Source organism: Nocardiopsis sp. MG754419, assembly GCF_018207095.1.
In the GTDB taxonomy this organism is placed as follows: domain Bacteria; phylum Actinomycetota; class Actinomycetes; order Streptosporangiales; family Streptosporangiaceae; genus Nocardiopsis.
On sequence record NZ_QOCZ01000015.1, the window covers coordinates 21,198 to 43,011 of the forward strand.

21 protein-coding genes are annotated in these 21,814 nt (G+C 71.2%); 12 read left to right on the forward strand and 9 right to left on the reverse strand.

The features are described 5' to 3' along the window. Positions 1-386: 386 nt before the first annotated feature. Positions 387-1,064: a hypothetical protein gene (locus tag DSY14_RS04730; RefSeq protein WP_307851128.1), complete on the reverse strand. Its 678-nt coding sequence runs from the start codon at positions 1,062-1,064 to the stop codon at positions 387-389. A gap of 143 nt (positions 1,065-1,207) precedes the next feature. On the opposite strand from DSY14_RS04730, the gene DSY14_RS04735 reads away from it, so the two are divergent. Beyond that, positions 1,208-2,668 carry a PLP-dependent aminotransferase family protein gene (locus tag DSY14_RS04735; protein WP_211715209.1) on the forward strand — a complete coding sequence of 487 codons (1,461 nt, stop codon included), beginning with the start codon at positions 1,208-1,210 and terminating at the stop codon, positions 2,666-2,668. A 116-nt stretch (positions 2,669-2,784) separates the two neighbouring features. Here the strand turns inward: DSY14_RS04735 and DSY14_RS04740 are convergent, their stop codons facing one another. After that, positions 2,785-3,606, reverse strand: coding sequence for an alpha/beta hydrolase (locus DSY14_RS04740; RefSeq protein WP_211715210.1), 822 nt, complete (start codon positions 3,604-3,606; stop codon positions 2,785-2,787). A gap of 351 nt (positions 3,607-3,957) precedes the next feature. Here DSY14_RS04740 and moaA point away from each other — a divergent pair, with 351 nt between their 5' ends. The 3 genes from moaA (at position 3,958) to DSY14_RS04755 (ending at position 6,946) form a co-directional block, all read left to right on the forward strand. After that, positions 3,958-4,965, forward strand: a complete 1,008-nt coding sequence (gene moaA / locus DSY14_RS04745) for a GTP 3',8-cyclase MoaA (protein ID WP_211715211.1) — start codon at positions 3,958-3,960, stop codon at positions 4,963-4,965. Positions 4,966-5,124: 159 nt separating this feature from the next. Then, entirely contained in the window at positions 5,125-6,312 is a 1,188-nt protein-coding gene (locus DSY14_RS04750; protein ID WP_211715212.1) for an RtcB family protein, read from the forward strand. 52 nt (positions 6,313-6,364) lie between these two features. Beyond that, on the forward strand, positions 6,365-6,946 hold the full coding sequence (locus tag DSY14_RS04755; protein WP_211715213.1) for a molybdenum cofactor guanylyltransferase: 582 nt from the start codon (positions 6,365-6,367) through the stop codon (positions 6,944-6,946). 356 nt (positions 6,947-7,302) lie between these two features. Here DSY14_RS04755 and DSY14_RS04760 read toward each other — a convergent pair whose 3' ends face one another. Beyond that, a complete protein-coding gene (locus tag DSY14_RS04760) occupies positions 7,303-7,515 on the reverse strand; it encodes a hypothetical protein (RefSeq protein WP_211715241.1) in 213 nt (70 codons plus the stop codon). Positions 7,516-8,065: 550 nt separating this feature from the next. Between DSY14_RS04760 and DSY14_RS04765 the strand changes: the two genes are divergently transcribed. Further along, entirely contained in the window at positions 8,066-8,275 is a 210-nt protein-coding gene (locus tag DSY14_RS04765) for a dodecin (protein ID WP_211715214.1), read from the forward strand. A 120-nt stretch (positions 8,276-8,395) separates the two neighbouring features. Here the strand turns inward: DSY14_RS04765 and DSY14_RS04770 are convergent, their stop codons facing one another. The 3 genes from DSY14_RS04770 to DSY14_RS04780 form a co-directional block, all read right to left on the reverse strand. Beyond that, positions 8,396-9,178, reverse strand: coding sequence for a hypothetical protein (locus DSY14_RS04770; RefSeq protein ID WP_211715215.1), 783 nt, complete (start codon positions 9,176-9,178; stop codon positions 8,396-8,398). Positions 9,179-9,360: 182 nt separating this feature from the next. After that, a complete protein-coding gene (locus DSY14_RS04775; RefSeq protein WP_211715216.1) occupies positions 9,361-10,104 on the reverse strand; it encodes a cell wall anchor protein in 744 nt (247 codons plus the stop codon). Between the two features lie 158 nt (positions 10,105-10,262). Beyond that, positions 10,263-11,834 (reverse strand): LCP family protein, encoded by a 1,572-nt coding sequence (locus DSY14_RS04780; RefSeq protein ID WP_374223980.1) that lies wholly within the window; start codon positions 11,832-11,834, stop codon positions 10,263-10,265. Positions 11,835-12,296: 462 nt separating this feature from the next. On the opposite strand from DSY14_RS04780, the gene DSY14_RS04785 reads away from it, so the two are divergent. From DSY14_RS04785 to DSY14_RS04795, 3 genes are all read left to right on the forward strand, one after another. After that, on the forward strand, positions 12,297-13,205 hold the full coding sequence (locus DSY14_RS04785; RefSeq protein ID WP_211715218.1) for an Lrp/AsnC family transcriptional regulator: 909 nt from the start codon (positions 12,297-12,299) through the stop codon (positions 13,203-13,205). Positions 13,206-13,277: 72 nt separating this feature from the next. After that, positions 13,278-14,147, forward strand: coding sequence for a dihydropteroate synthase (folP, locus tag DSY14_RS04790; RefSeq protein ID WP_211715219.1), 870 nt, complete (start codon positions 13,278-13,280; stop codon positions 14,145-14,147). Positions 14,148-14,340: 193 nt separating this feature from the next. Further along, positions 14,341-15,099, forward strand: a complete 759-nt coding sequence (locus tag DSY14_RS04795; protein ID WP_211715239.1) for an RraA family protein — start codon at positions 14,341-14,343, stop codon at positions 15,097-15,099. Positions 15,100-15,250: 151 nt separating this feature from the next. Here DSY14_RS04795 and DSY14_RS04800 read toward each other — a convergent pair whose 3' ends face one another. Continuing rightward, on the reverse strand, positions 15,251-15,952 hold the full coding sequence (locus DSY14_RS04800; protein WP_211715220.1) for a FadR/GntR family transcriptional regulator: 702 nt from the start codon (positions 15,950-15,952) through the stop codon (positions 15,251-15,253). A gap of 168 nt (positions 15,953-16,120) precedes the next feature. Between DSY14_RS04800 and DSY14_RS04805 the strand changes: the two genes are divergently transcribed. Continuing rightward, a complete protein-coding gene (locus DSY14_RS04805) occupies positions 16,121-17,395 on the forward strand; it encodes an MFS transporter (RefSeq protein WP_211715221.1) in 1,275 nt (424 codons plus the stop codon). 180 nt (positions 17,396-17,575) lie between these two features. Here DSY14_RS04805 and DSY14_RS04810 read toward each other — a convergent pair whose 3' ends face one another. Together DSY14_RS04810 and DSY14_RS04815 are read right to left on the reverse strand one after the other, a co-directional pair. Continuing rightward, positions 17,576-18,178 (reverse strand): DNA-binding response regulator, encoded by a 603-nt coding sequence (locus DSY14_RS04810; protein WP_211715222.1) that lies wholly within the window; start codon positions 18,176-18,178, stop codon positions 17,576-17,578. A gap of 19 nt (positions 18,179-18,197) precedes the next feature. Next, a complete protein-coding gene (locus DSY14_RS04815) occupies positions 18,198-19,316 on the reverse strand; it encodes a sensor histidine kinase (RefSeq protein ID WP_211715223.1) in 1,119 nt (372 codons plus the stop codon). A 160-nt stretch (positions 19,317-19,476) separates the two neighbouring features. On the opposite strand from DSY14_RS04815, the gene DSY14_RS04820 reads away from it, so the two are divergent. From DSY14_RS04820 to DSY14_RS04830, 3 genes are read left to right on the forward strand one after another with little or no spacing between them, the layout of a single operon-like run. Next, positions 19,477-20,367 carry an ABC transporter ATP-binding protein gene (locus DSY14_RS04820; protein WP_211715224.1) on the forward strand — a complete coding sequence of 297 codons (891 nt, stop codon included), beginning with the start codon at positions 19,477-19,479 and terminating at the stop codon, positions 20,365-20,367. 26 nt (positions 20,368-20,393) lie between these two features. Beyond that, a complete protein-coding gene (locus tag DSY14_RS04825) occupies positions 20,394-21,110 on the forward strand; it encodes an ABC transporter permease (RefSeq protein WP_211715225.1) in 717 nt (238 codons plus the stop codon). 45 nt (positions 21,111-21,155) lie between these two features. Next, positions 21,156-21,800 (forward strand): GPP34 family phosphoprotein, encoded by a 645-nt coding sequence (locus DSY14_RS04830; RefSeq protein WP_211715226.1) that lies wholly within the window; start codon positions 21,156-21,158, stop codon positions 21,798-21,800. Positions 21,801-21,814 lie beyond the last annotated feature (14 nt).

A 21,814-nucleotide genomic window follows, 5' to 3' on the forward strand; every position in this document is an offset into this window, starting at 1 on the left:
CACCGTCGCGCACCGCTGCGCGCACGTCCCTGTGCGCGCCCCTCGGGGGTGTTGTCGCCCGACCCGCCTCCAGGTCGGGGCGCCGTTCGGAGCACAGTCTCCTCCGGATGTCCGTCGGTAGCCTCTACCCGGTTATGTGCCCAGGTGAGGGCAGCCGAAAAGATCGGTCGGAGAATGTGCCGAATCCGGCCCCTGCCGTTTACCGGGGTCCATCTTCCACGCCGACGGTGGCCCCCGCCACCCTCAGGTGCACGTGCATTTGCCGGTGCGCGGAAGTATGGGTGGAAATAGGGGAGTTTTTCGATGGAGAAGTTATGACGTGGTGATCATCGACCGAGTGCGGGCCGGCCGAGGCGGGCGCGGGACCCGAAGAGCACGGTCTCGGCTCAGGCCGGAGCGCCCTCCGGATCCCCTTCGCCCCAGGGGTTCGGTGCGGGCATCCTCATCAACGGCAGGAACACCTGTGCCAGGGGGCCGATGGCCACCATGAACACCACGGTGCCCACCCCCACCGTGCCGCCGAGGAGGAAGCCGGACACCGCCACGGTCACCTCGATGAGCGTGCGCGCCGAGCGCACGGAGAGTCCCCGCGCGGCGAGCCCGGTCATCAACCCGTCGCGCGGGCCCGGGCCCAGTCCGACGCCGATGTAGCACCCGGTGGCGACCGCGCAGACCAGCACCCCCGACGCCAGCAGCAGCACCCGCCAGGCCAGAACCTCGGTGGTGGGCAGCAGCCACAGGGAGACGTCCACCGACACACCGACCATCACCACGTTGCTCAGCGTGCCGATCCCGGCCCGTTGCCGCAGGGGGATCCACAGCAACATGAGCAGCGCGCCGACGAGCACGCTCCAGGTGCCGATCGACAGCCCGGTCTGCAGGGACAGGCCCTGGTGCAGGACGTCCCAGGGCATCGCGCCGAGGTCGGAGCGCAGGAGCAGGGCGCCACTGAGGCCGTACAGGTACAGGCCCGCGTAGAGCTGGACCAGACGGCGCAGGCGTGGCCGCGGCAGGGCCGGGGCGATCAGGACCCCGGCGAGCAGGGCGCGGACCGAAGAGAACACGGCCTTCCTTTCGACACGAATCATCCGGTCATTGGATGACCATCCTTCATGGGGTGCCACTTCGGTATCGTGGACCACGCAGTGCCGGGATTGAAGAGCCAATCGGGACAAGTGGCCCGATTCCTACCGTGCGAGAGGGGCCCATGGCGAAGCAGCGCAGCGATCGCCCCGGAACCGGCGGCGGAACACGCAGGATCAACGGGCGCCTTCTGGCCCGCCTCATCGGCGAGGCCCCCGTCGAACGCCCGTTCTACCTGGCCATCGCCCAGTCGATCAGCGGTCTGGTGCTGGACGGGCGGGTCCCCACCCACACCCGTCTGCCCGCCGAGCGCGACCTGGCGACCGCCCTGGGCGTCAGTCGCAACACCATCACGGCCGCCTACGCGTGGCTGCGCGACCACAGTTTCCTGGACAGCAGACAGGGCGCGGGCAGCTGGACGGTCCTGCCGGACGCGGGGATCCACGAGTCCTCCTCGTTCGCCCCCGCCGCCGAGCACATCGACCTCGGGGTGGCCGCGCCGCCCGCCGTCGAGGGGCTGCGGGAGGCCTCCTTCCACGCGTGCGAACAGCTCGCCGCGCACGTTTCCGGTCTGGGCTACTACCCCTACGGCCTGCCCGAACTGCGCCACGCCATCGCCCGTCGCTACGTCGAACGCGGTCTGCCCACGACGCCCGAACAGATCTTCGTCACCAACGGCGCCCAACAGGGCATCACCCTCGCCATGGACCTGCTGGTCCAGGAGGGCGACCAGGTGCTGTTGGAATCGCCCACCTATCCGCACGGACTGGACGCCGCCCGCCGCAACGGGGCGCGCATCCGCACCACCGGGGTCACGCCCCAGGGGTGGGACATGGAGTACCTGGTGGACGCCTTCCGCCAGTGGAAACCGGCCGCGGCGTACATGGTCCCCGACTTCCACAACCCCACCGGCGCGCTCATGGACGACGACGAGCGTCACGTCCTGGTCCGTGAGGCGCGCCGCGCCAACACCCACCTGATCGTCGACGAGTCCGCCGCGGAACTGGCCATCGACTCCGGGGACCTGCCGGCCCCGGTGGCCATCCACGACACCGACGGTCGGGTGCTGACCGTGGGTTCGGTGGCCAAGCTGTTCTGGGGCGGGCTGCGCGTGGGCTGGGTACGCGCCACGCCACCGATGGTGTCCCGGCTCATGCAGGTGCGCCAACGCTTCGACCTGGCCGGTTCGGTGCACGACCAGCTCACCGCCACCCACCTGCTCGCGGACGTACTGCGGATCCGGGCGGAGCGCAGCCGTCAGCTGCGCCGCAACCGCGACGCCCTCCTGGCCGCCCTGCGTGAACGGTTGCCCGACTGGCGTCCCAGTGTGCCCGGGGGAGGGCTGGTGCTGTGGGCGGCCCTGCCCCAGCCGATGGCCGGCTCTCTGGCGGCCAACGCGATCCGGCACGGGGTCCACCCGGCCGCGGGCCCGGTGTTCGGGACGGACGGCACCCTGGAGCGGTACCTCCGGCTGGCCTACACCCGCCCGCCGGAGGTCATGGTCGACGCGGTGGACCGGTTGGCCGCCGCCTACCACGAGACGTTGGCCCACCCCGCCCAGCCCCGGAGCCGCCTGTACGTGTGAACCGGCACGGTCCGCCCGCACGCGCGGCGCCCTGCCCGGAGCACGCCTCGCACCGCGCCGGGACACCACCGCGCGGGCCCTCCCGGAGGCAGGGGGACGGCCCGCGGGCGGGGTCCTCACACGGTGAACCGGTGGGCGAAGCGGATCACCTCGCCCAGGACCTCCTCGCGGTTGGTCTCGTTGAAGACCTCGTGACGGGCGCCCGGGAAGATCCGCGCGGTCACGTCCTCGCCGGCCAGGCGCTCGATCCCCACCTTGGTGTCGCAGACCGGTACCAGCGCGTCCTCATGGCCGTGGACCCACAGCAACGGCAGCGATCCCACACTCCCCGCGGTGGTGCCGCGCTCCAACTCGGTGAGCAGAGCGTTCACCGTGGTGCGCTTGAACGGGCCGTGCCAGACCAGCGGGTCCTCGACGTAGGCCCGTCCCACGGCGGGGTCCCGGGACAGGGTCGCCGGATCGATGGGGACGTCGGGGATCTCCGCGGCGGCGGACAGTTCCTCGGCCGCGGTCCAGCGGCCCAGGACCGGTCCGGAGAGCACCAGCGCCTGCACGGACTCCGGGTACACCTGCGCGTAGCGGGCGGCGATCATGCCGCCCATCGAGTGGCCGATCAGGACCAGCGGGAGGGTCCGGTAGGCCGTGCGGGCCTGAGTGATCACACGGTGCACGTCTTGGACGACGCCGGCGTAGTCGTCGATCAGGACACGTTCTCCCGAGGACCCGCCGTGCCCGCGGTGGTCGGCGCCGTAGACCACCGCGCCGGCCGCGCACAGGTCCTCGGCCACCTGCCCGTAGCGGCCCAGGTGCTCGCCGTACCCGTGCACCAGGATCGCCAGCCAGGTGGGTTCGCGTTCGGTGGACACCCAGGCCCGTGCCGCCAACCTCGCCGAACCGTCCGGCCCACCCGCCAGGGCCCACTCGCGTGTGCTGATCACCGTGTCCTGCCTCCTCGTCGCCGTGCCGGTCTGCGACGATCGAAGGGTCGCCGCCGGGCCGGCTCACCCTAGAGCATGGGGCACCCGGTACGGCGGTGACACCACCCGCGCGCCGAGTGGAGCGGACATGGAAGCGCACAACGTTCGGGCAACGATTCCCCCGGTTCCTTGGGGTGAAGGTCCACACATGAGCGGGATTCGTCGTGGTCATCGACGAAATGCCGCAAAAGACGTGATCGAGGCTACTCAACGTGAAAAAGGATCTTCTACGCTGAGGAGTGGGTATCCCTCGGGAGGGTGCACCATGCCGTACCGCCTGCTCGGCGACACAGACTGGAGAGGGTGACGCCCGTGCTGTCCGACTCATATGGCCGCGTGGCGACCGACCTGAGGGTCTCGCTCACCGACCGTTGCAACCTCAGATGCACCTACTGCATGCCTCCCGAAGGGCTGGAGTGGCTGCCCAAGCCGGAACTGCTCACCGATGACGAGCTCCTACGCCTGATCCGTATCGGGACCACCCGACTCGGGATCGACGAGGTCCGCTTCACCGGTGGTGAACCCCTGCTCCGCCGTGGCCTGCCCGGCATCATCGCCGGCACCACCGCACTCTCCCCGCGGCCCCAGACCGCACTGACCACCAACGGCATCGGCCTGGCCCGCATGGCACCCGCGCTCGCCGAGGCCGGTCTGGACCGGGTCAACGTCTCCTTCGACACCCTCGACCCCGTGGTGTTCGAGAAGCTCGCCCGGCGTCGCCGTCTCGACGACGTCCTCGAGGGCATGGCGGCCGCCGCGGAAGCCGGTCTGACCCCCGTCAAGGTCAACACCGTGCTCATGCGCGACGTCAACGACCACGAGGCCGCCGACCTGCTGCGCTTCTGCGTGGAGCAAGGCTACGAACTGCGCTTCATCGAGCAGATGCCGCTGGACGCCCAGCACGGGTGGCGGCGCGACACGATGATCACCGCCGACGAGATCCTCCAGCGGTTGGAGGCCGAGTTCGACCTCGAACCTGCCGACGCCGACACCCGCGGCAGCGCTCCGGCGGAACTGTTCCACGTGCGCGGCCTGCGGTTCCCCGACGGGCGGACCGCCACCGTGGGCGTCATCGGATCGGTGACCCGCCCCTTCTGCGGCGCGTGCGACCGGGTCCGGCTGACCGCCGACGGCCAGATCCGCAACTGCCTGTTCGCCCGAGAGGAGTCCGACCTGCGCACGCCCCTGCGCGAGGGCGCCACGGACGACGAGATCGTCGAGCGCTGGCTGGCGGCGGTGGCGAGCAAGCTCCCCGGCCACGGCATCAACGACCCCAGTTTCCTGCAGCCCGCCCGCCCGATGTCGGCGATCGGCGGCTGAGCCGGCCCGCGCCCCGTCGAGCGTGCCCACGACCCTGGACCGGAGGACCGGGGTCCCGACGGCGCGAGAATCCGGTTGCCCCGGTACTCCCGTTCTGACGTGATGTCCCGGGGACGTGGATCCACGTCCCCGGGGCCGACACGAAAGGGAGGTGGCCCCATGTCCCACACCGAGATCCCCGGTGATCGCGTACCGATCCGCATGTGGGCCGATCCGGACCGGGTCGAGTCCGCCGCCATGGATCAGCTCCGCAACGTCACCCGCATGCCCTGGACGCACGGGCTGGCCGTCATGCCCGACGTGCACTACGGCAAGGGGGCCACGGTCGGTTCGGTGATCGCCATGCGCGACGCCGTCAGCCCCGCCGCCGTCGGCGTCGACATCGGATGCGGCATGACCGCCGTGCGCACCGGTCTGACCTCCGACCGTCTGCCCGACGACCTGCGGGGGTTGCGCTCGGCGCTGGAGGCGGTCATCCCGGTCGGCTTCCATCACCACGACACCCCGGTCGACCCCACCCGTCTGCGCGGTGTGCGCAGCACCCGTTGGGACGCGTTCTGGTCCGGGTTCGACGACCTGGCCGAGGCGGTGCGCCCCCGTGCCGAACGCGCGCGTCGACAGATGGGCACACTGGGCGGTGGCAACCACTTCCTCGAGGTGTGCCTGGACGACGACGGGTTCGTCTGGCTGGTCCTGCACTCGGGCTCGCGCAACATCGGCAAGGAGCTCGCCGACCACCACATCACGCGGGCCCAGGCCCTGCCGCACAACCAGGACCTGCCCGACCGCGACCTCGCGGTGTTCCTGTCCGGCACCCCGGAGATGGACGCCTACCGGCGCGACCTGTTCTGGGCCCAGGACTACGCGCGCCGCAACCGCGACGTCATGATGGGGCTGGCCTGCGAGGTGCTCGCCGAACAGGTCCCCGGCACCACCTTCGAGCAGCGGATCTCCTGCCACCACAACTACGTGGCGGAGGAGACCTACGACGGGGTGGACGTGCTCGTCACCCGCAAGGGCGCCATCCGTGCCGGCTCGGGCGACCTCGGCGTCATCCCGGGGAGCATGGCCACCGGAACCTACATCGTCAAGGGTCTGGGCAACCCGGCCTCGTTCAACTCCGCCTCGCACGGCGCCGGACGGCGAATGAGCCGGAACAAGGCCCGCAAGACCTACACCGAGGCCGACCTGGTCGAGCAGACCCGGGGCGTGGAGTGCCGCAAGGACCGCGGGGTGGTCGACGAGATCCCCGCCGCCTACAAGGACCTGGAGTCGGTGATCGAGGCGCAGACCGACCTCGTCGCGGTGGTCGCCCACCTGCGCCAGGTGGTGTGCGTCAAGGGTTGAACCGCACGGGCGCCGTCGCGGCGGCGGCGCCCCCATGCGGCATGCTGGGGACGTGAGCGCACACTTGGACGCGGTCGTCCTGGCCGGGGGAGCGGCGACCCGCATGGGCGGCGTCGACAAACCCGGCCTGACCATCGCCGGACACACCCTGCTCGAACACGTCGCCGACACCGTGCGCGCGTACGACCCCCGAGCCGGGGTCACCGTGGTCGGTCCCGACCGGGAACGGCCCCGGGCCACCTACGTCCGCGAGGATCCGCCGGGGGCGGGACCCGTGCCCGCACTGAGAGCCGGTCTGCCGACGGTGCGCGCCCCCTGGTGCGCGCTGCTCGCGGCGGACCTGCCCTATCTGAGCCCCGACCACCTCACCGCCCTGGCCCGGGCCGCCGAGACCGGTGACGGCGCCGTCCTGGTGGACGCCTCCGGGCGCGAGCAGTGGCTCACGGGTCTGTGGCGCACCGAAACCCTGCGCGGGGCCCTGGACGCCTACACGGGCCGATCGCTGTACGGGTTGCTCACCCCGCTCGCGCCCGTGCCCGTGCCGCTCACCGGTGGCCCGGTCTCCTTCGACGTGGACACCCCCGAGGCACTGGAACGGGCCCGCGCCGACCTGGAGGACGACTCCGGCGCATGAGTCCGCGCCGATCCGGCTCCGCGCACGCCCCGGGGCCGACGCCTACGGCGGTTGCGACGCCGGCACGCCCCGCAGGGTCGGCCGGCCTCGTGCGTGAGACGGCGCGTGTGCGGCCTCAAGGCCCGGATCGGCGCGTGGCCGCCCCTTCCCCGTACTGAGGCCCGCAGGGGAGGCCTCCGGCGCGGTGTGCGGGCGCCCACGGCGCTGGAACGGCCCAAGAGGGGCCTCACCGGCGCGCTGTCGGTGGCCGACGAGTTCGGGCGCGTGGAGTCCCCGTCGTGCGGGTTCCCGGCGCCGGGTCGACCAGAGGGCGCCATCCGGGTGACCCGGTGGGCCGGGTGTCACCGTGGGGAGGGTCAGCCCTCGAACTCGTCCATGGGGATGGTCTCGCGCAGGAATCCGCGCAGGTCGAGGAAGTTCGCCAGGTACTCGCGGTGCTCGTCGCAGGCCACCCACACCTTGCGGCGGTCGGGGGTGTGCAGCTTCGGGTTGTTCCACACCAGTGCCCAGTCGGCGGGGGCACGGCAGCCCTTCCGGGAGCAGTACGCGTGCGATGCGGTATTACCCAAAGCAGAACCCCAGGAGACAAAGCGGATTTCGTGGTCAAGCCACGACCACGGCCGGGTATTCGCGCCGACCGGGTGTGGACAAAAGGCGACGCCGGGTGGTTACGGGGGCAAACCACCCGGCGTCGCACGCGATGTTCCGACGGGGGCTCGAAACATCGCCTGGCGCTCCGACGGGGGACCGGAGCGCTAGAACCCAATGTACACCGCCGCCCCCCGGGGTACGTCAAGAGTCAGTTACGACGTTGTCTCGGGAGAGTCCCGCCGGCGAAGGGACGTAAGGCCCAGCTCAGGACTAATCTGACACTTCGCCCTGCGTCTCAACGCGACATTCCGACGTGGGGTCGCGTTCACCAAGGTCAATGGCGTCTCGACCGGGACTGAAGGCGAGGGAAACGCAGGGCAAAGGACCCGGATTCGCACTTCGTATTGGGGCGCGAAGGAAATCGGTGACCTTGGGCGACCACGTGTGGCCGCGGGGGATCGGGGGGACGCAGGGAACGGAGGCCGCCTCCGTGCGGCCCGCCCTACCGACTACGCAGGGGGTCACCCAATGACCGACCACACCTACCGCGTCACCGAGATCGTCGGCACCTCGCCGGACGGTATCGACCAGGCCGTCCGCAACGGCATCCAGCGGGCCTCGGCCACCCTTCGGGGGTTGGACTGGTTCGAGATCACCCAGGTCCGCGGGCACATCGAGGACGGACAGGTCGCCCACTTCCAGGTGGGGCTCAAGGTCGGCTTCCGGCTGGACGACTGACGCGGTTCCCGCGGGGCCGCGAGCCGGTCGGCACGGGTACGCGTGACGGGAGGGGCCCGAACCTTGGTGGTTCGGGCCCCTCTCTCGGGTGCGCGGGGCGCGTAGGGCCTGCGTTCCGAATCAGGCCTCGGAGGGGTCCGGGCCGCGCAGCACGTCCACGTGCACGTGGTCCAGGTGGCGGAGGATCTCGTTGTCGGGGTCGGCCTCGTAGTGGCGCCAACCCATGGACGGGTAGCGCGTGCTCCAGATCTTGTCGTCGAAGATGATCACGTCGATCTGGTACTCGGGGGCGTGCGCGATGAGCCAGTGGGCCATCAGCCAGCCCTCGCGGCGGTTGTCCTCGTTGACCGGCCGGTAGAAGATGTCCAGCGCGCGACCCTCGTAGTGGGCCGAACCCTCACCGTGGCCCGTGTCGTACCCGCCGGGCACGAACCCGCCGATGCTGGTGTCGGCGAAGTGGTCCTCCACGCCCGCCTTGAGGGTCTCGGTGCGCGGGGTCATACCGGAGGGCAGCTCCTCCTCGAACTCGACCTCCTCGCCGCTGTAACGGCACGTCAGGGAAGGGCCCGCGTCGTCCTCGGGCCCTTCCACGAGCACCTCCATCACCCCGTCGGGGATGTCGTCCACGTCCGGTTGCTCGACGGGGGCGTCGTCGCCCTGCGCGATCACGGCGGCGGCCGTGGTGGCCCGCTGTGCCTGATCGCGGTCGAGCCGGACCTGCTCGTCGTCGACCCAGACCGAACAGTCCGGCCCCCACGGTGTGGAGACCGGAAAGAGTTCCTCCTGGTTGTTCACCACCCACCGGGTGCCCAGGGCGGCGATCACGGCCAGCACGATCAGGATCGCCCCCGAGAGGATCACCCCGTGCCATCGGCGTCCGGGTGCGGTGGCTCTATGCGTCATGGACTCTGCCCCTCCACGCCGAGGGCGGGCGGCCGGTCGCCGCCTTCTCGTCCCTGGCGCACGTGTCTCGCGGCCTCGTCGAAGAGGTACTCCGCTTATTGGACACAATGGACTTAAGTCTCATTCCCGACTGTGGCCGGAATCAAAGCCGACGAGCGGGAGGAACCGCCCCTCCGAGGGGTTCAGAGCACCGACCACAGGACGAACGCTCCGCCCAGGACCAGCGTCAGCGCCCAGATCCGGTCCATGGTGACACCCTTCCAGCGCAACGCGTGCACTCCGAGGAAGTCGTAGGCGAGGAGCGCCGCCACCCCCGCCGCGGCGAACATCGCCACGGTGTGCACACCGGTCGCCGCCAGACCGAGCAGTGTGGCGTCCCACAGGCTCCAGGTCCCCTCGACCGCCTCCGTCGCTCCGGCCGTCCCGGTGTCCTGGCGAGCCGACCCCGGATCCACCGACCCGGTCTCCTGGGGAGCCGACGCCGCGCCGTGCCCGCCGTGCCCCCCGTGTCCTGTGTGGGTGTGCGCGAGACCACCGGCCAGGACGGGCATGAGCATGAGACCGGCACCGTGCGCCGAGGCCATCAGGAACGACCAGGCGGTCAACTGCCACAGCGGTAACCGCACCTCGCGCCGGTGGACGTGCCGTTGCGACAGCAGCATCACCAGTCCCACGAGCACGATGGCCGCGCCGCCCACCACCGGGAAGAGCACCGACGCGGTGACCGAGCCGGTCACCGTGATCGCCACCGCGGCCACCGCCACACTGCCGGCGTGACCCAGGGCGATCGCCGGTAACGCCCGCAGGACCTCGGCGCGACCGCCCTCCTGCAGGCCGCGCCCGACCGCGAGCCACCACCCCATCCCGGGATGCAGTCCGTGAAAGGCGCCGAGGGCGACGAGGGTCCAGAGCTGCGCGGCGGTCACCGCGTCAGAGTCACACGGGGGCGGGGGCCTGACAACGCGCGGTGGCCGACTGACCGGTCCCGGTCAGTCGGCCACCGCGGGGTTTGGGTGGAGACGGGGTCGGGCAGACGAGCGCCCCGCCCGGCCGGACCCCTCGGGACTCGACCGGGGGCGGGGAGCTACGGGCACAGGGTGTTGAGGTCACTCGCCTCGGCACCGACCTGACGGCCCGGGTCGGCGGGCTCGGGCTCGTCCAGGCCCGTGTACTCCTGCCACTCGGTCCGCTCCTCCTCCGTCCAGTCCTGCGACTCCTCCTCGGTGAGCGCCTCGTCGTCCTCGGCGGCCTCCTCCGAGGAACCCTCCGACGGTGAGGGGTCGTCCGGCACCTCCTCGCCCTCGCCGGGGGCCTCCTCGATGGCCTGCACGATCAGCTCCTGGATCTCCTCCCAGTCCGGGTTACCCGTGTTGACCTGGGGTGGCGAGAGCTGCAGCGCGCTCATGGAACCCTCATCGGTGACCTGGTCGGCCAGCTCGATGAAGGCCGGAACCTTGGACTGGGGGATGTCGGTGCTCAGGGTCCGCTTGGTCGCCCCGGCCAGACGCCGGTAGCTGGTGAGCACCGTGGTGGGTTCCACCTGCTCGGCCACGTACTTGATGAGACAGCCCTGGCGGCCCATCCGACCGTAGTCGTCGGTGCCGATCCGCGAACGGCCGTACCAGAGCGCGTCGTGCCCGTTGAGGCGTTGCACGCCCGGCTCCAGCACCCCGCCGTGCACCCCGTACGGAATGGGTTCGGTGATGTGCACCTCCACGCCGCCCACCGCGTCGATGAGGTCCCGGAAGCCCATCATGTCGACCATGGCGTAGTACTCGACGTCCATGTCGAGGTTGTGGCCGACCACCTTCTTGAGGGTGTCGGCGGACGGGTCGGGCGCGTTCGGGCTCAGCGCCAACTCCTCCGGCTCCTCGGCGACGGTCTGGTAGATGTCGTTGAGCAGAAGGTCGAACCCGTAGGGCTCCGGGTAGCGCTCGGCCAACTCGGTGTCCTCGGGGAACCGCACGTTCTCCAGGTTGCGCGGCAGCCCGATCAGCACGGTGTCGCCGGTGTGCGTGTCCAGGCTCGCCACCATCATGGTGTCGGTGCGCACCCCGTAGCGGTTGTCCCCCGAGTCCGCACCGATCAACAGGACGTTGACCCGCTCCGCCCCGTACCAGGGGTCGGCCGCGTCGTGCGGGGGCAGATCCTCGCGTTCGGGGGCGTCGAACACCGACCCCAGCGTCTCGTAGGCGGTGTAGCCGGCGTGCAGGGCCCACCCGGAGGGGGCCGCCACGGCCAGACACAACACCAGAACGGTGACCACCCCCGCCAGGCGCAGGCCCCGCCCCCCGCCCTCAGGTCGGGTGATCACCCACGCGTGCACGATCACGCTCATCCACACGACCGCGAACGCGAAGACCACGCCCATCGCGCCCAGCAACCACACGTCCTGTACGACCATCCCGGCCAGCCGCGTCATCGCGTCCGAACCGTGCGCGCCCAGGCGGTAGGCCCACAGAACCAGGGCGCCCAGGCCCAGAAGGTAGATGCCCAGGATCAGGCCGCCCGCCACGCGTCGCCCCATGCGCAGGTGGGCCGCCCCGGGAAGGGGGACCGACAGGGCGGTCCACAACAGAGCACCACCCGTGCCCGGGCGTGCACTCCGGCGCGGCCGCCCCTCGTCCCGCCGCTCGTCGTCCGCTGCCACCGGCATTCCTCTCACACCGAGGGACGATCCGGACCGCCCCCGACTGGTCTTGTGCCCCACGCCACGGTTCCGGGTGGCGGCCGCCTTCGGTCGTGCCTCCTCCGAGAGACACGTCCGGGAACGTCCCCACGGTTCCCCGTCGAGCCCTCCGGCCGGCGGGGCGGCCGGGGTCCCACGATCCCGGGTGGTCCGGGAAGGCGTCCCGGGCCCATCAGATCAGTGTGGCGCTTTGTCGGGGTTGTGTGCGCTCAGTCCACCTGTCGAGGGATGTTCTATACAAGTCTGTTATGTGGTCGAGAGGTTGCGCTTGGGGCTTTGACTGGCTCTTTCCGGTTGGTCAAAGGGGTGAATCAACCGATTTCTTTCGCGATCAGTAGTGCGAGCGCCTGACAACTGCGATGATCTGGCCGGAGGAGGGGGCGCCGTCCGGGGGAATGGACGGCGACATGGGAACGAAAGGCAGGCATCGTGCTCGATGCGGTTGACGCGGCGCTCATGCGCGCGTTGCAGGGGGACGGCAGAGCGACATTCCAGGCCTTGGCCGACGGGGTCGGTCTGTCTCGGACCGCGGTGCGCGCCAGGGTGCGGCAACTGGTCCAGTCGGGGGCGATCAGGATCGTCGGCGTGTTGCACGCCGGCGTGGTGGGCATGGAGGTGCTCGGCCACGTGTCCTTCCGGATCGGTGGCCCGGTCGCCCCGGTCCTGGAGGCGTTGGAGGAGCGGGAGGCGGTGACCTTCGCGGCGCAGACGGCCGGACGCTTTCCCGCCGTCGCGCAGGTGCGGGTGGCCGACGACGCCGCGCTCACCAAGGAGATGGCCCACCTGCGCGGGTTGCCGGGGGTGGAAGGGGCGGAGGTCTTCCGGGCCAACGCCGTGTACAAGGACGCGCACAGCAGTGTGCGCGAGCTCCGGGACGTGGAACTGGACGCGCTGGACTGGCGCCTGGTCCGCCGGCTCATCAAGGACGGTCGGGCCTCCTACGCCGACCTGGCACGTCAGGTCGGGCTCTCCCAGGCGGCCGCCCGGTCGCGGGTGGTGCGCCTGTTGGAATCCGGGGTCGTGCACGTGACGGCGCTGGTGGATCCGACCGCGGTGGGCGCCAACGAACAACTCGGCTTCGGTCTGCACTGTCGCGGCGACGCCGACGCCCTGGGCACGGCCCTGGCCAACATGGCGAGGATCTCCTTCCTGGCCAGCGGGTTCGGTCGCTACGACGTGATCGGCACCCTGTCCGCGCCCGACCGCTGCCGACTGGTGGAGGCGCTGGAGACCATCCGCGGGACGGCCGGTGTCGGCCACGTGGAGACCTGGGAGCATCTGCGGGTGCGCAAGGAACGCCGTGGCGGGGAGCGGCCGGAGGTCTGGATCCCGGCGTGAGTCGATCCTCGCCCCTCACCGCCGGGCCGCCCCGGGTGACCTCGCGCCCGCCGATGCCCGAGGATGGGTGTCATGGTGACAGGCGGCCCGGCGGTGCCGGAGGGGACGGGGACACTGCGGTTGCGCTCGCACACGTACGAGGGGAACCGGTACGCGGTGATGGGGGTCATCAACCGGACCCCCGACTCCTTCTACGACCGCGGCGCCACCTACGCGCTGGAGGCCGCGCTGGCCTCCGCTGACCACGCCGTGGCCTCGGGGGTCGACATCATCGACGTCGGCGGGGTCAAGGCGGGCTACGGGGCGCACGTGGACGAGGCCGAGGAGATCCGGCGCACGGTGCCGTTCGTGCGCGAACTGCGCGCCCGCCACCCCGACGTGGTGATCTCCGTGGACACCTGGCGCGCCGCCGTGGGGCGCTCGTGCGCCGAGGCCGGCGCGGACATGATCAACGACACCTGGGCCGGTGCCGACCCCGACCTGGCCCGGGTGGCGGCCGAGTACGGCACCGGGCTGGTGTGCAGCCACAGCGGCGGGCTGGCGCCGCGCACCGACCCGCACCGGGTCCGCTACACGGACGTGGTGGCCGACGTCATCGCCGGTGTCCGCTCCCTGGCCGAACGGGCGGTCTCCCTGGGGGTGCGGCCCGACGGGGTGATGATCGATCCCACGCACGACTTCGGCAAGAACACCTACCACTCGCTGGAGCTCACGCGCCGCTTGGGCGAGTTGGCCGCCACCGGGTGGCCGGTGCTGGTGGCCGTCTCCAACAAGGACTTCGTGGGGGAGACCCTTGGTGCGGGGCTCACCGAGCGCGGGGAGGGCACGCTGGCCACGTTGGCGGTGTCGGCACGGGAGGGAGCCCGGGTGTTCCGGGTGCACGACGTGCCGGCGGCGCGGGCGGCCCTGGACGCCGTGGCCGCGGTCGGTACGGCGCGGTAGGTGTCCGTGTCCGTGTCCGTGTGCGTTTCGGTCGTATCTGTAACCAGCGGTAACATTTTTACGTGTTTCGCTCTCGTATGCCTTGCGTCACGCTTAAGTTACCCGTGAGTATGTAAGGGGTCGGCGCGAACCGACCACACCGGGCGCGGGTGTAATGGAGGCTGACGTGGCGCTTGCGAAGACCTTGACGGCTGTGGGCACGGTGGCGCTGGCCCGATGCGGAGGGCGGCCGTTCGGCACCCACCTCTTCTCCGTCTGGCCGGGGGCCGCGTTCGCCGCGACCGCCTTTCCGGTCCGCTGCGCGCCCGGGGACAACCTGGCGCTGCACGTGGCCGTCGCCCAGGCCCCGACCGGTTCGGCGCTGGTCGTCGACGTGGCGGGGGAGTCCGAGTACGGCTACGTGGACGAGATCCTCGCCGTGGCCGCCCGCACCAGGGGCATCGCCGGGATCATCCTGGACGGTTGCGTACGCGACATCGCCGCCATCGCCGAGTGCGAACTCCCCGTCTTCGGAACCGGGGTCTCGGTCCGCGAGGTCGGACACGACGCCGGTGGTTCCGTGGGGCGCCGGGTCGACATGGAGGCCACCGGCCCCGTCCCGTTGTCGGTGCGCCGCGGCGACTGGATCGTGGCCGACGACGACGGCGTGGTCTGCCTGCCGCGCGGCCAGGTGAGCACGATCATCGCCGACACCATGAGCAGTATCTCCCGCTCACGGGAGATCATCGACGCCGTGAGCGCGGGAGAGAGCACCCTGGACCTGCTGGGTCTGGACCCGTCCCGGGTCGCCGGCTGGGAGGGCGCCGGCGACCACTCCGCCGACTTCGGCGGGCGCCGGAGCCGTCCCCGCGCCCTCAACCCGCGTCGGGACCCGCGCGCAGGCGAGCACCCCGCGGCACGGACGCGACGCGGCCCGTGCTCGGCGGTCACCGACGTCTACGGCGGCGAGTGAGACCGCCCGGCGCCCGTCGCCCACGGTCGACCGCGCAGGGCCCCGGAACGTCACACGCGTGCGTGTGCGTCCCGGGGCCCTGCGCGCGCGCCGTCCGGTGGGGCGGCCGCATCCGGGGAGCCACCGCCGGAAGGCGGCCCTCCCAGGGTGCTCAGTCCTCGGTGAGGGACAACAGCTCGTCGAGGTAGCAGGTCGCCTCGCGCGCGGCCCGCACCGGATCCGCCTCGCGGATGGCCTCGGTCAGCTTGCTGTGGTCGATCCCGTCGGTGGCCGAGGAGGGGCGCTCGGCGGCCTCGTCGCTCTGCTCGTAGGCGGTGTGCGCGATGCTCGCGTAGACCACCTGGGCGATGTCGTCGTAGAGGTCGATGAGCAGTGTGTTGTGCGTGGCGTTGACCACACACCGGTGGAAGGTGAAGTCCGCCTCCACGAACGTGCCGAGGTCGCGGGCGCGCCAGGCCTCCTCGCGCAGGGCCATGGCCCGGTCGATGTCGGCCATGTCCTCGTCGCTGTGGCGCAGTGCGGCCAGGCGCGCCGCCTCGACCTCCAGCGCGCGTCGGACCTCCAGGTTCTCCCGGAGGCGCGAACGTTCCAGCCGCCGACGCAGGGCGCCGCCGAGCTCGCTGGAGGCGCGCACGAAGGTGCCGGCCCCCTGGCGGATCTCCAGCAGTCCGGCGTGGGCCAGGGCGCGCACGGCCTCGCGGACGGTGTTCCGGCCGACCTCCAGTTGTTCTGACAGCTCCGACTCGGTGGGGATACGATCGCCCACGCCCCACTCACCTGAGTCGATCTGGGCTCGTAGCTGACTGATGACCTGGTCGACGAGACCGGTCCGGCGTGTCGAGGCGAGGGGCACGCGTTTACCTCCTAGGGGCGGGTCGCCGGATGACTGGGCCAGCGCACAGGTGCGGATCGGTTAAGGAGGGAGCCTAGACCAGTCCCGCACCGGAATAGGCCGTCAACGGCAATGCGTTATCCTCATGAAGTACATAGGGTCATCCTACGATTATGTGAGTCACCTTCCATGAGCGTCGCCCCCACGCATGAGCCCGCCCCGCGCCGGACCGCCCCGAACAGCCGCGTCTTCACTTCCACGACCCCGCGTCGCGCCCTGATCCTGGTCGGCGTCGCCATCGCCCTGGCCGCGCTCAACCTGCGCACCGCCATCACGAGCGTGGGGCCCGTCCTGGGCGAGGTCACCGGAGGCCTGGGAATGAGCGCCGTCGGCGCCGGGGTGCTCACCACCATGCCCGTGCTGTGCTTCGCGCTCCTGGGTGGACTCACCCCTCTGCTGGCCCGCAGGCTCGGATCGCACCACCTTCTGGTGTACGCGCTGACCGCGCTCACCCTCGGTCTCGTCTCGCGGGCACTGGCCCCCGAACCCTGGCTGTTCCTCGTGCTGAGCGTGGTGGCCCTGGCCGGTGGCGCGGTCGGGAACGTCATCCTCCCGGCACTGGTGAAGCAGCACTTCCCCCACCGGGTCGGGCTGATGACCACCGTGTACACCACCGGGCTGGCCGTCGGCACCGCCCTGGCCGCCGCCGTCACCGTGCCGGTGGAGGAGGCCACCGGGGAGTGGCGCGTGGCCATCGGCGTCTACGCCCTCTTCGGTCTGGTCGCCCTGCTGCCCTGGTTGCTGGTCCTGCGCCACGAACCCGCCGGCGGCGGCGGTGGTCGGGCCCTGGGGCCGGGGCGCGTCCTGTCCACCGGACTGGGCTGGCAGGGCGTGCTGTACTTCGGCACCCAGTCCTCCATCGCCTACATCATGTTCGGCTGGTTCGCCCAGATGCTGCGCGACCAGGGCATGGACGCCCAGTCCGCCGGGGTGATGCTGGCCTACCTGACGGCTCTCGGCATTCCCCTGTCCCTGGTGCTGCCCTCGCTCATCGTCCGCGTGCGCGACCAGCGCCCCTTCGTGGCGCTGTTCGTCCTCACGTACCTGATGGGCTTCACCGGCCTGTGGGTGTCCCCGTTGGTCGGCACCTGGGTGTGGACCACCTTCATCGGCCTGGGCATGGGCAGCTTCGTGCTGGCGCTGACCGTCTTCGCCGTGCGCACGCGCACCGCCGAGGGCACCGCCGCCATGTCCGCCGCCAGTCAGAGCCTGGGCTACCTGCTGGGCGGGGCGGGGCCCTTCCTCTTCGGGCTGCTGCACGAACTCACCGGCGGATGGCACGCCCCCATGGCCATGGTCATGGGCATCGTGGTCCTCAACCTCGGGGTGGGCCTGCTGGTGGGCCGGCCCCGTTACCTGGAGGACGTCATCGCCGAGCAGGACGCCCGCGCCGCGCGGTCCTGAACGGCCCCATGGGGCCGCCGGGTGCCTGCGCCGGGCCCGCCCCCGCGGGACCCGGCCGTCGCGGGCGTCGGCCACCGCACGACCACGGCCCGTGGCCGCTCCGCGGCGCTCGAACCCCCGTGCGCGCGGGCGTCCGGCCCCGCGCGTGCCACGTGGCCCCGTGGCCCCGTCGGCCCGGACTCAGAGCCAGTCGTGTTCGCGCGCGTAGCGGGCCGCCTCGTGCCGGGTCCGGGTCTGCGTCTTCTGCATCGCGCTGGACAGGTAGTTGCGCACCGTGCCCTGGGCCAGGTGCAACCGCGCGGCGATCTCCGCGACCGAGTACCCCTCACCGGTCTCCTGGAGCACGTCGATCTCCCGGTCGGTCAGCGGGCAGTCGTCGATCACCGCCAGCGCCGACACGTCCGGGTCGATCCAGCGTCGCCCCTCGTGCAGGGTGCCCACGACCGTGGCGATGTGCGCCGGCTCCGCCGACTTGCTGACGAAGCCCTGGACGCCCAGTTTCAGAGCCCGGCGCAGCACCCCTGGCCGGGCGTGCCGGGTCAGCATGAGGATCACCTGCTCGGGAAGCTCGCGACGGATCCGGGCGACGGCGTCGAGCCCGTCCACACCCGGCATCTCCAGGTCGATGACGAGCACGTCGGGTCGGTGCAGCAGGGTGGCCTCGACCGCCGACCCGCCCTCCTCGGCCTCGGCGAGCACGGTGATCTCACCCTCCATGGGGAGCAGCGCCGCCAGGGCGGAGCGCAGGAGGGCCTCGTCGTCGGCCAGGACCACGGTGGTCATCGATCGTCCTTCCAGATCATCAGGGTGCGGTGACAGGGGTGGTGGGGGAGTGGAACGTCACCGCGGTGAGGAAGTCCCCACCGGAGTGTTCCACGGTCAGTTCACCGCCCTGGTCGGACACGCGTTCGCGCAGGGTCGCCAGCCCGCGCAGCTCGGTGACCGGTTCGGAGCGGGCGCCGTCGTTGCTGATGGTGATGCCCCGTTCCGACAGGGTGATCCGCACGTGCTCGGCCTGGGCGTGCCGCAGGATGTTGGTGGTCGTCTCGCGCAGGACCTGGCCCAGCATCTCGCCCGCGTGGGGATCCGCCTCCTCACGCCGGTCGACGGACACCTCGATACCCGCGGCCTCGAACAGGTTGCGGGCGTTCTCCAGCTCCGCGGACAGGTTGAGCCGCCGTTGGGCGTGGGCGAGGTCCTTGGTCCGGGCGATGGTGTCACCGACCAGCTCGTACACCTCGCCCAACTCCCGGTCGGCCCGCTCCGCGTCCCCCTCCAGCAGCTTGCGGGCCAGCGCGACCTTCAGCTTCACCACGTGCAGCGTGTGGCCCTGGATGTCGTGCAGGTCGCCGGCGAAGCGCACCCGTTCACGGGCCACCGCCAGTTCCGCCTCGCGCTGGCGGGCCCGCTCCATCTCCGTCACCAGTTGCGTGACCACCTCGATGAGGGACACCAGGACGATGCCGGCGATGGAGACGGCCGCGGCGGAGACGGCGCCCTGGAGGAACTGCGCGGGTGTGACGTCCGAGACCAGGGGTTCGGCGAGGAGTACGGCGACGACGAGCGCGACCAGGGCAGCGATCACCGCGCGCCGATGACGGGACAACCGTCCCACGACCAACGTGCCCATGATGGCGAGCGCGAAGGCGGCCGACGTCATCCCGTACAGCAGGACCGCCGACACCCACACGAGGACGTTGTAGGCCAGTCCCGGAAGCAGCGGAGCGAGGCGGTCGTCCGTCGTCGATCGGGAGACGGTGAACAGCGCCGCGACCAGGCCCGACGCCAGCCAGAGCGCCTGCCACCACACCTCGGTGTCGTTGACCACGAGCGGTGTGCCGACGGCGGACAGCGACGCGGAGACGACGCCGACGTTGACCGCGCGGAGCCGTCCTGGCGTCGACTCGGGCTTTTCGGGCATCCTGGTGACCTTCCGTGGTTCGGGACCGGCCACAGTATTCTCGCCGGACACCGGCGTGACCAGTGACGCCACGTCATGCCCGCACCCTCCGAAACGTCATCACCGGGTGCTGACGTCACGGCACTGCCCCGTAGGAGCGGCGACCGCTGTAATCGGTGGCATGACGAAAACACCGGTCATCGACGTCCGAGGCCTGAACGTCGAGTACGGCGACTTCCAGGCCGTGAGAAACGTGTCCTTCCAGGTCGGAAAGGGCGAGCTCTACGCACTGCTCGGCACCAACGGGGCGGGAAAGACCTCCACCCTGGAGACCGTCGAGGGGCACCGCTCCGCCACCTCCGGCACGGTCCGCGTCTTCGGGCACGATCCGCGCGAGCGGCGCTCGGTGCGCCCCCGCATGGGCGTCATGCTCCAGGAGAGCGGGTTCTCCCCGGACCTCACGGTCCGCGAGACGGTCCGGCTCATCGGCTCGCTCACCCTGCGCACCGACCGGGTCGAACGCGTCCTCGACGTCGTCGACCTCACCCGCAAGGCCGACACGAAGGTGTCCCAGCTGTCCGGTGGCGAGAAGCGACGCCTGGACTTCGCCACCGCCGTCTACGGAACGCCCGAACTCGTGTTCCTGGACGAGCCCACCACCGGACTCGACATCCGCTCCCGGGACGCGCTGTGGGAGGCGGTGGACCGGCTGCGCGCGGACGGCTCCACCATCGTGCTCACCACGCACTACCTGGAGGAGGCCCAGCAGCGCGCCGACCGGATCGGCCTCATGCACCGGGGCACGCTGCGACAGGAGGGGACCGTCGCCGAGCTCACGCGGGCCCTGCCGTCGGTGATCAGCTTCTCCCTCCCGGCCACCGCGCCGGAGCCGCCGCTGCCGGCCACCCGCGAAGGCGACGGAACGTTCGTCGTGGAGACCCTCGGCCTGCAGAAGGACCTGCACACCCTGCTCGGCTGGGCCCAGGACCACGCCGTGGAACTGCGCGGACTCGAAGCGGGCCCGACCCGCCTGGACGACGTCTTCCGCGCCCTCGACACAGCCGACGCCTGAACCCGCACTCGTAAAGGACCCTCACCATGCTGTCCATCGCTCAGGGCGAGCTGATCCAGATCTTCCGCAACCGGCTGGTCATGGTCACCATGCTGGTGCTGCCCGTGGCCTTCAGCGGCTTCTACATGTACCTGCAGGACCGGATCCCGGGCCTGGACGCCGGGGCGGTCGCGGCGATCCTGCTGTTCCTGGTGATGTCCATGGGGTTGTACTCCACCGTCGTCACCACCCTCGCCTCCCGTCGGCAGAACCTCTTCCTCAAGCGGTTGCGGTCCACCGCGGCGAGCGACGCCCGGATCCTGGTGGGGTTGCTCCTGCCGGTCACCGCCATCGCCACCGGCCAGTCGGTCGTGATCCTGACCGTGCTGGGCGTGGTCACCGAGGCACCGGCGCACCCGCTGCTGCTCGTGGTCGCCGTGCTCGCCGCGCTCACCATGATGGTCGGCCTGGGGCTGGCCACGGCCGGGGTCACCAACTCGCCCGACCACGCCCAGGTCACCACGCTGCCCCTGCTCATCGGCACTCTCGCGGTGTCCGGCTGGGTGGGATTCACCGGAACCGAGGAACTCACGCTGATCAAGCGGCTGCTGCCCGGCGGTTCGGCCACCGAGCTGGTCGTCGGTGCCTGGAACGGCGGCGTTCCCCTGGCGGACTCGTTGCTGCTCCTGGCGCCCACCCTGGCGTGGGTGGTCCTCGCCCTCCTCGCGGCGACCCGCCTGTTCCGCTGGGAACCGCGCCACTGACCCGTCCGCGTGGCGGCCGACCTCGAAGTGCCTGAGGAGAACGACATGGACCTGAACCTGCCCCAACGGCTCTACCTGCTGGGCTACGACGTCGACAGGGGACGCCCGGACCCGGTCGGCAACGCTCAGCGAGGGCGGCTGCTGTGCGCGGCGGCGGTGGTCGACCTCATCGGCCGGGGACTGCTGCGCGAACGCGACGGCCGGGTGGAACGCACACTCTCCTCCCGGACGCCCGACGACCGGCTGCTGTCCCTGGTGCTGTCGGGCGTCCCGTCGCACCGACCGCGCCACTGGGTCGACCTCGTCCACCGCCGCATGGTGGAGTCCGAGGAACACGTGCGTGACGGGCTCGCCGCCCGCGGGGTGATCACCGTCGGCGGACGCCGGATCCTGGGATTGTTCCCGTCCCGCACGATCACACTCACCGACGCCGACCGTGTCCGTGGGCTGCACGCGCGCACGCGCGCCGCGGTCGTCGAGGAACACGACGTCGCCGCCGTGGACGGGGAAGACCTCGCCCTGGCCGTGATCGCCTCCGAGGGAGAGATCCAGACGGCGTTCACGGCCCGGGAGCGGTGGGACCACCGCAGGACCCTGGCGGCGTTCCACGGTCGCTTCGACGCCGCGTTCCCGGGGCTGCGCACCGCCATCGGCACCGCCGTGCGCGCCTCGAAGGGCCCCACCGGCTGAGACCGGCCCTTCCG